Below are 9042 nucleotides of genomic sequence, written 5' to 3'. Positions count from 1 at the left end.
GGCGGCGGGTTCGGCGTTGTCCGACACCGGCGCCTTCGGCTCGGCGCGGCACGGTTCGAACGTCGGATTGCAGGTCGAGTATTGGTGGAAATAAGCGATACATAACCCCGTAGGAGCTGCCGAAGGCTGCGATCTTTTCTCTTGGGCTCACTTGAGTCTCAAGCGGAAGATCAAACCTGACCAAGGCCACTATTGCCCTGACGAGTGGCATCTTTGGCAACTCCCGAAGTGGCTCGTCGGCGGGGGTGAAACTGGAGTGGTGGTAGCTCAGATGTGTCCTGAATAAGGTCCTCGGTAAAAAAGATAGAAGTGCGCTGGCGCTCACGAGATAAAACTTCATGGCTTATAAAATAAACGTCCACTGGTGCTTTACCTGAAATACTGAAAGCAGTACTCGTTAAACAGTACCGTGATGCTCAAGTAATTAAGAAGTGTTTTCCATCTTACGACTCACGTAACAATATAACTGATGCGCATCGGTAGGCGATTGTGCTGGTCGTGGGTTAATTGTTTATTGTCGGGCCGTGGGGTAGTTCGCTATTTGTTTTGACGACTGTTTTGCACTGGTAAGTGTTTTGGGGCTGTATCGGATGCATAGCGTGCGCTAATAAAATCGTATTCATTGACTTTAAACACGAGACGCAGGTAAAGGAAGCAAGTATGTCTATCCATATTAAAGAAGAGCCCATGACCGAATACCGTGTCGGTGCGGAGTGGTGGCGCAGCGCTGTTATTTATCAGATATATCCTCGCTCTTTTGCCGACGCGAATGGCGACGGTATAGGTGACTTGGTCGGAATCTCATCGAAAATTCCCTATCTTTCTTCATTAGGGATAGATGCTATTTGGCTCTCTCCATTCTATCGCTCTCCCCAGATGGATGCTGGCTACGATGTGGCGGATTACTGCGATGTCGATCCGCTATTTGGCAGGCTGGATGATTTCGACCGGATGTTGGAGCAGGCCCACGAAAAAGGGATCAAGGTCATCATCGACTTGGTGCCCAACCATACGTCCAGCGCCCACAGTTGGTTTCAGTCAGCTCTGAAGACCCCAGTGGGAAGTGCGGAGCGTAATCGCTACCTCTTCCGTGATGGTAAAGGTGAGAACGGCGAGTTTCCACCGAACAAATGGCAAAGCGTTTTCGGCGGTGATGCATGGTCTCGCATTCCCGGAGAAACACAATGGTATTTGCATCTGTTTGATAGTAGCCAACCGGATCTCAATTGGGAATGCCCCGAAGTGCGGGCGGAGTTTGAAGACATCTTGCGTTTTTGGTTGAAGCGAGGCGTCGATGGATTCCGTGTCGATGTGGCACATTCGTTGGTAAAAGTACCCGGGTTGCCCGATTGGGAAAGCGAAGACCCGGAAGAAAGCGCCATGAACGTTGGACCGATGTGGGACCAGGAAGGCGTACATGATATTTATCGCAGCTGGAACAAGGTGCTGAAAGAGTTCGCCGGTGATCGCATGCTGGTCGCCGAAGCCTGGGTCCAGCCGCAATCTCGGCTGGCGCGTTATGTGCGCAGCGATGAAATGCACCAAGCCTTCAACTTTGATTATCTGCTGACACACTGGGATGCCAGGGCATTGAGAGAGGTAATCGATACCTCTATGGCTGCCGCCGCTCATGTTGGGGCGCCGACGACTTGGGTCATGTCCAACCACGATACTGTTAGGCATACATCACGATATGGCCTGAGCAACCCTGGTACTCGCCCCAGGGGTATTGATGCATCCAGAGAGCAGCCGGATGAAGCATTGGGATTACGTCGTGCTCGTGCTGCGGCGCTTCTGACGCATGCATTACCGGGATCGGCTTACATCTATCAGGGTGAAGAGCTGGGTTTGCCTGAGCATACAACCCTGGACGCAGCTCACCGACAGGACCCTCGCTTTTTCCGCACCAATGGGGAGGAAGTAGGGCGCGACGGTTGCCGTGTGCCGATCCCCTGGGTTTCGGGAGAAGCGTCTTATGGATTCAGCACAGCAGGGGAGTCCTGGTTGCCTCAGCCGGAGTCATTCGCCCAATACAGTGCAGATGTACAACAAGGCAACCCGCAATCAACGCTGGAGCTCTATCGCCAATTGCTACAGCTGCGCCGTGAGTATGGGTTGGGTAGCGGTTCTCTGACCTGGTTGCCCTCGGCCCAAGGGGTACTGTTGTTTGACAATGGCCCGATCCGCATCGTGATCAATCTGACAGACATGGCCACTGCACTTCCTGACGGTCAGCTTCTGATCTCCAGCGAACCGATCAATCAACCCTACGTTTTACCCGCCAATGCTGCGGCATGGCTGAGATGAGTGATCAACTCCCTGCTCGACAGAGCAGGGAGTGTCACCCGGTATTTATCGGTGTTCATTAGCTGTGTCTGTGCGCCGTTGCTATAGCCAATCCAAAGCGCTTTGGGCTAGGCTGCAAGTGCTTGAGCGCAACAATAACAAAAAGAAAGTGGGAGACATCTATGATCAGTACAGTTGGCCATCGGAAGGTCAGTGTGAAACCGTCATTCGGGAGTCACGCTTGCCTGGCCTATCAAATAAAAGGCGGATTGAATCCGTTCGTCGCTCTTGGGTTTCACCGCGATAGATTGGTTTTGGGGGGGGCGTCTACTTTTCCTCTATGCAAAGACGTCTGCACCCAGCGCGAAGTTCGCCAGTATCCACGTAGCCCTTCGAGGGTTTCCTCCCGACGACGTATAAAACGCTCTACGAGCTGCTGCCCGCGAATCGAGCAAGCGTTCAACCATTAATTGTGCGCTTGGCGCGAGGCAGGCCGCTCGAATCGTTCGCGCGGATGTCCAGGAGGAAAAATGGCAAGAGTTCAGTTGCGTAATGTAGGTAAGACTTACGATACCCACCAGATCATCAAGAGTGTGGATATGGATATCGAAGACGGCGAGTTCTGTGTCTTCGTCGGTCCTTCCGGGTGTGGGAAATCAACGTTATTGCGGATGATTGCGGGTCTGGAGGACATCACCGACGGCGAGTTGCTGATCGGCGACGTACTGGCCAACACCTTACCTCCGGCCAAGCGTGGTGTCGCGATGGTGTTTCAGTCTTACGCGTTGTACCCGCACATGAGTGTGTACGACAACATGGCCTTTGGGTTGAAACTGGCTGGCAAAGACCGAAAGGAAATCAAGGACAGTGTCCTGCGAGCAGCGAGCATTCTGCAACTCGACCATTTGCTCGGTCGTAAGCCCAAACAACTATCGGGTGGTCAGCGACAGCGGGTTGCCATTGGCAGGGCGATTGTCAGACAACCAGAGGTGTTTCTGTTCGACGAACCGCTATCCAATCTGGACGCCTCTTTACGGGTACAAATGCGTATCGAAATCGCCAAACTACACAAAGACCTCAAGGCAACCATGGTGTACGTGACCCATGATCAGGTCGAAGCCATGACCCTGGCGGATAAGATTGTGGTGCTTAACAAGGGCAATGTGGAACAGATCGGGGCACCATTGGAGCTTTACAATCATCCGAAAAATCTGTTTGTCGCCGGATTTATTGGTTCACCCAAGATGAATTTCGTCGATTGCAGGATTGTTTGCATTAATTCTCATGAGGCAACTGTCTTGCTGCCTGGTGGAAGTCACGTGACGGTGGCTGTGGAGGCGGGAGGCGCCAAGCCGGGTGACGAGGTGATCCTCGGCATTCGTCCAGAGCACTTGGTAGTTGCCCATTCGGCAACCCTTGATCAGAGTTTGAGCGGCAGGGTGGAAGTGTTGGAGCATCTTGGTGACGAGACCTTTGCCTACCTTGACATCCCAGGTTCCCGTGATGGATTGCTTACGGCTCGTGTGCCGGTGGCGACGTCAATACAAATCGGTGACACGCTCACACTCCACGTACCAAAGCACGGTAGCCATCTATTTGCCGCTGATCAAAGAGCTTACCCGAGGGTAGCCGCGGTCGAGGTTGCGCTCGCTGCGAACAATCGTGCCCTGGCGGTCTCCGACAAGTCATCTGGAATCGGGCAACTCCCCGGACGCGCGTTCCATTAAATACACGAATGCGTTCGGCGAAAGCCAAAACACAACAATAATGATTTTGCACGGCGTAACGCTACCCACTTAAGGCGCGTTGTGTCTGCGAGGCTGGAGGCAATATGAACATGCGCAACTACACCAGATTCGGCTTGGGTATTCTCGTGGCATCGCTACTGCAATCGGGTATTTGCTCAGCAGCGACTGTAACCATCTCTTGTATTGCGAACGGCAAAGATCTGGAAATGTGCACGCAGGGCGCTGAGGCCTGGGCACAGCAAAGTGGTAACAAGGTTAATGTGGTGTCTTCGCCGGACTCAGGCCGATTGGCGCTGTATCAACAGCTATTAAGCGCTGGTTCATCGGATATCGATGTATTGCAGATCGACGTCGTTTGGCCGGGAATACTGGCGCAGCATCTGATCGATCTGAAGGAAAAGGTCGGTAGTGGGACTGAAGAGCATTTCGCCTCAATTATCAAAAACAACACCGTAGGCAATCGGTTGGTCGCGATGCCCTGGTTTGCCGATGCAGGGGTGCTGTATTACCGCAAAGATCTGTTGGAAAAATATAAGGCGAAAGTCCCGGAAACCTGGGACGAATTGAGCACCACGGCTCAGAAGATTCAGGATGCCGAGCGTGCTACCGGTCATGACAAGTTGTGGGGGTTTGTCTGGCAGGGCCGCAATTATGAAGGGCTCACGTGCAATGCCCTGGAGTGGGTGTCGAGCTACAACGGTGGTGCAATCGTCGATGCCGCCGGCAAGGTGACGATAGACAATCCTGAGGCAACGGCCGCTCTGACGCTAGCCCAGGGGTGGGTGGGCAGTATCAGCCCACAAGGCGTTCTGAACTATGGCGAGGAAGAAGCCCGCGGTGTATTCCAATCCGGCGATGCGGTGTTCATGCGCAACTGGCCTTACGCGTTGGCGTTGGTCAACAATACTGACAGTCCAGTCAAGGAGAAAGTCGGTGTAGCAGTACTCCCAAAAGGCGGTGAAGAGGGGCGGCATTCGCCGATCCTTGGAGGGTGGCAGCTAGCCGTTTCCAAATACTCCAAAGAACCTGACTTGGCGGCGGATCTGGTGATGTACCTCACCAGCGCGGCTGAGCAGAAACGACGTGCCATCGTAGGCTCCTACGCCCCAACAATCCCCGCCCTATACAAGGATGAAAGTGTGCGAGTGGCAGCTGGCCCGGTGGTAGACCCGCTCTACGACACACTAAGCAGCGCCGCGGCTCGCCCGTCTGCGATCACTGGGGTCCGATACAACCAGTTTAGCGCCGAGTTCTCCAATGCTGTTTATTCCGTTCTGTCTGGTCGTACCGATGCGGCGGCGAGTTTGAAGGAGTTAGCTCGTAAACTGAACAGAATGAGTCGGGGTGGGAAATGGTAACTACCACGGCGAAATCGCCAATCGCGGATATCCGCTCCAGCGAAAAACAAGAGAATCCCTCGTCCCGTAGTAGCGCTTTAACCCGCGACCGTGTTCGGTCAGCGTGGCTGTTTCTGGCCCCGATGTTGGTAGTTCTGGCGCTTATTGCCGGCTGGCCGCTCGCCCGAACTATTTGGTTTGGTTTCACCGATGCCAATCTTGCGGATTTGAGCGGCGCGCAGTTTATTGGTTTTGCCAATTATCTAAGTGTTGACGCTGGGCACTGGTCGGGTCTGCTTACGGATCCCGATTGGTGGCGCGCGGTATGGAACACCGCGTGCTTTGCAGTTGTGTCGGTCAGTCTGGAAGTCGTTCTGGGTACGATCGTTGCTCTGGTGTTGAACGCACAGTTTCCAGGGCGTGCGTGGGTGCGTGCGGCCGTGCTGATCCCCTGGGCTATTCCCACTATTGTCTCAGCGAAAATGTGGAGCTGGATGCTGAACGATCAGTTCGGGATCCTGAATCATGCGCTGATGGCCTTGGGCGTCATCGACCATCCGCTCGCCTGGACGGCGGATCCAGACCTCTCGATGATGGCCGTGGTGATGGTGGACGTCTGGAAAACTACACCCTTTATGGCGCTGCTCATTCTGGCCGGCCTGCAGATGCTGCCTTCCGATTGCTATGAAGCAGCGAAGGTTGATGGTATCCATCCGGTGCGGGTGTTCTTCAGGGTCACATTGCCGCTGGTTCGGCCCGCAATCATGGTCGCAGTGCTTTTCCGCGTGCTGGATGCCTTGCGCGTGTTCGATCTCATTTATGTACTGACCTCCAATAGTAAAGACACCATGTCGATGTCGATTTACGCACGCCAGCAGCTCTTGGATTTCCAGGAAGTCGGCTACGGTTCCGCCGCGTCCACGCTGTTGTTTCTGGTTGTGGCCTTCTGCACCGTTCTATATATCGTGGCCGGGCGCGTTCGCTTCGACGATGAGCATTAAGGAGATTTGTTATGAAAAAAGCACTCGGGACCTGTGCCTTTTACTTACTGGTGGCGACGATTGTTTTCGTTTCTGTCTTTCCGTTTTACTACGCGATCATCTCCTCGCTTAAACCATCTTCGCAGCTATTTAATGTTGACTATTTTCCTGAGCTCTGGCACTGGGGAAACTATGTTTCTGTATTCCGTGAGCAGCGCTTCGGGGCTAATATTCTAAACTCACTGCTGGTCTCGCTTTCTGTGGTTGTGGTGTCTTTATTGCTGAGCGTCACCGCTTCCTATGCGTTGGGGCGAATACGTTTCCGCGGGCGCAACACCATCCTCGTGACTATCCTGGCTGTTTCCATGTTTCCGCAGGTCGTTGTTCTGTCGGGCATGTTCGAACTGATCCGCTTGCTCGGCCTATACAACAACATGCTTGGCCTGACGCTTTCATACTTGATTTTCACACTTCCTTTTACTGTCTGGGTACTGACCACTTTTATCCGAGGTTTACCCAAGGAACTGGAGGAAGCGGCAATCATGGACGGTGCGGGGCCCTGGACGATTATTACCCGTGTATTGATGCCGCTGATGTGGCCAGTTTTAGTGACTACAGGGTTATTGGCCTTTGTGGCAGCATGGAATGAGTTTCTCTTTGCCTTGACGTTCACCTTGACCAACGAGCAACGCACAGTACCTGTAGCAATTGCTTTGATTACCGGTGGCAGCGCCCATGAACTGCCTTGGGGCAACATTATGGCCGCTTCGGTCATTGTGACGATCCCCATTGTTTTGTTGGTTTTGTTCTTCCAGCGGCGCATTGTCTCAGGGCTAACTGCAGGAGCAGTGAAAGGCTGAGGCCCCTAGGTTTAGTCGGTGTGACATTCGAACACGAACACAGGAGGCTTTAATGGGCGCTTTGTCACAGGGTCTCTCTCTGCTCCCGTGGGTCAGAGTGTTCTCATGGTGCTCTCTTGAAGCGTGATCTTTGACTTGCCACTTTCTGACCTCCCTCGTGTGTGTATCCGTCGTGCTGCTGACCGTTTGGCAGATAGGATGTGGGTGACCTCGATCAGGTCGCGGTCTTCCAGTACCGCAAGGACGCCGGCAATCCGTAGCAGATTGTCCGCGGCCTTGGAGGCGCTGGTCGTACGTTGCAGCAGGTCGGTGATTCGTTGGGTGTAGCGTTTGAGACTGATGTCTTGGGTGAGATCCACCGGCTGATAAAAGCGCTGTCCGGCCAAGCTCGGTGGCCAGGTGATCAGGCAACGGGCGAAGATGCCTTGGCCGTTGAGCAACGGGTCCTTAAGCAGTCGACCTGCCAAATAGGGAGCATTAAGTGCAGGCTCAAGCGCCGGTCATAGGCGCGCAGGCTTTCTCCGGCCATGGAGCGAGAGTGATCGATGGGGTTGCCGTCCCACGCCGAGGACGGGGTGGTCACGGCCTTAAGGCGGTTGTCCCGGCTCATGGTGCTGCTACCGAGGAATTGGCCGCCCTCGTCGCTGAACAGCCCCATGCTGGGCAGACCCAAACACAGGCTTTTGGTCAGGTCAGTCGTGGCGCTACGGGCTCTGGCTCTATCTGATTGGCGTGTCGGTGTGGCAATCGATCGTTGCCATCTGCTTCTGAGATTGGGGCAAGTGTGGCGGGCTAGCGACTGAGTTTTCCGCGGTAGGCCTGCCATTGCAGGCGTTCCCATTCGCGGGCTGGCTGCAAGGCCAGCCACCGCCGTCTTGCGATCAGCGAAAGCCGCCATAGTGAGTAGGTACAGTGACAGCGGATAGACCCGGCCATCCAAATGCACATTGGCATGCCCCTGAGTGGCCAAAGCCGAGGTGACCAGCACCGATTGCGCGGCCATGGCCTGGAGCACACCAATCACTTCGGCCATGCGTCGACGGCCGGTCCCAGCAGATCACCGAGGGCGGCCACCGGATAATCTAATGGCGTCGGGTTGGCCTCCAGCAAGGGTTGCGGCGGCAAGCTCCAGGTTGATTGCAGCATCACCTTTCTCCTGTTCTCCCACTGATGCCCTCACGCTCCCGCCACGGATGTTGAGTGTTATCAGGGATGAAGGCCCCTGCGGCCTGTGAGGGTGTTCACTGACGCGGAACGGACGGCTCTTTACGACCAAGATCCCGGGCAACTCCCATGAATCTGGCCTCCTGGGCGCATCCGAGGATGCGGGCGAGTGGAGGCTGCATCGGCTGACGAAACCAACGTCGCGAGATCCTGAGTCAGGTAAAAGCAGTGAGGCGATGACCGGGGCATGCCTGACTGTCAGTCAGGTGCAGTCCATTCCTTGGACTGCGGCACCATCATCTGCATCGCTGTCGCTGGTGACTTCGGTGTTTGTCACGCCGATTGTCACGAGGGGGGATGCCGCAAAGCCTTCTACGAGTTGGGCTGCAGCAGTGGTAGGAGCGCCCGTCTCTTTCTAAAAGAAAGAGACGGGCGCAGGTTGGCGCAAGGAAATAGCCAGGCGGATAGGTTGCTGCGGGGCAGCTATGAAAGGGCATGAGTTGCCGCAGTGGGCATTCTGGAAGAAGTGGCATCCATCACATCGCTGTGACCGTGCGAGCCGCCGGACGCTAATCGCACTTTGGGAGAACCAGCGTGGCGTAGCCTTGAAGGTTCTGGCTACCTGGGTTGCTGTCAACGACAGCACTTTGCCCGACCTTTTCTACGC

Annotated in this window: 6 protein-coding genes and 1 pseudogene; 6 read left to right on the top strand and 1 reads right to left on the bottom strand. The window is 54.8% G+C overall.

What is annotated here, in order from left to right:
• From BZL43_RS28380 to BZL43_RS05705, 6 genes are all read left to right on the top strand, one after another.
• A partial coding sequence (locus tag BZL43_RS28380; RefSeq protein ID WP_143517829.1) for a carbohydrate porin occupies window positions 1–94 on the top strand: 94 nt, incomplete at its 5' end.
• A gap of 566 nt (window positions 95–660) precedes the next feature.
• A complete protein-coding gene (locus BZL43_RS05725; RefSeq protein ID WP_095631412.1) occupies window positions 661–2307 on the top strand; it encodes a glycoside hydrolase family 13 protein in 1647 nt (548 codons plus the stop codon).
• Between the two features lie 509 nt (window positions 2308–2816).
• Window positions 2817–4013 carry an ABC transporter ATP-binding protein gene (locus tag BZL43_RS05720; RefSeq protein WP_095631411.1) on the top strand — a complete coding sequence of 399 codons (1197 nt, stop codon included), beginning with the start codon at window positions 2817–2819 and terminating at the stop codon, window positions 4011–4013.
• A gap of 110 nt (window positions 4014–4123) precedes the next feature.
• Window positions 4124–5392: an ABC transporter substrate-binding protein gene (locus tag BZL43_RS05715; RefSeq protein WP_218228027.1), complete on the top strand. Its 1269-nt coding sequence runs from the start codon at window positions 4124–4126 to the stop codon at window positions 5390–5392.
• Window positions 5386–6372: a carbohydrate ABC transporter permease gene (locus BZL43_RS05710; protein ID WP_095631409.1), complete on the top strand. Its 987-nt coding sequence runs from the start codon at window positions 5386–5388 to the stop codon at window positions 6370–6372. The genes BZL43_RS05715 and BZL43_RS05710 overlap by 7 nt, the downstream gene beginning before the upstream one ends.
• Before the next feature lie 11 nt (window positions 6373–6383).
• The gene (locus tag BZL43_RS05705) at window positions 6384–7211 is read left to right on the top strand and encodes a carbohydrate ABC transporter permease (protein WP_095631408.1); all 828 of its coding nucleotides are present in this window, start codon (window positions 6384–6386) and stop codon (window positions 7209–7211) included.
• A 188-nt stretch (window positions 7212–7399) separates the two neighbouring features.
• Here BZL43_RS05705 and BZL43_RS05700 read toward each other — a convergent pair.
• Window positions 7400–8357, bottom strand: a pseudogene (locus tag BZL43_RS05700) (DUF3987 domain-containing protein); the annotation flags it as partial.
• Between the last annotated feature and the right edge of the window lie 685 nt (window positions 8358–9042).

It is taken from the genome of Pseudomonas sp. PICF141 (genome assembly GCF_002286815.1).
Taxonomy (GTDB): domain Bacteria; phylum Pseudomonadota; class Gammaproteobacteria; order Pseudomonadales; family Pseudomonadaceae; genus Aquipseudomonas.
The sequence above is the reverse complement of the archived record's forward strand: the minus strand, read 5'-3'. Positions and strand labels throughout refer to the sequence as shown.

Coding starts and splice junctions, on each gene's coding strand:
- BZL43_RS05725 (WP_095631412.1), top strand. CDS start 661: ATGTCTATCCATATTAAAGAAGAGCCCATGACCGAATACCGTGTCGGT.
- BZL43_RS05720 (WP_095631411.1), top strand. CDS start 2,817: ATGGCAAGAGTTCAGTTGCGTAATGTAGGTAAGACTTACGATACCCAC.
- BZL43_RS05715 (WP_218228027.1), top strand. CDS start 4,124: ATGCGCAACTACACCAGATTCGGCTTGGGTATTCTCGTGGCATCGCTA.
- BZL43_RS05710 (WP_095631409.1), top strand. CDS start 5,386: ATGGTAACTACCACGGCGAAATCGCCAATCGCGGATATCCGCTCCAGC.
- BZL43_RS05705 (WP_095631408.1), top strand. CDS start 6,384: ATGAAAAAAGCACTCGGGACCTGTGCCTTTTACTTACTGGTGGCGACG.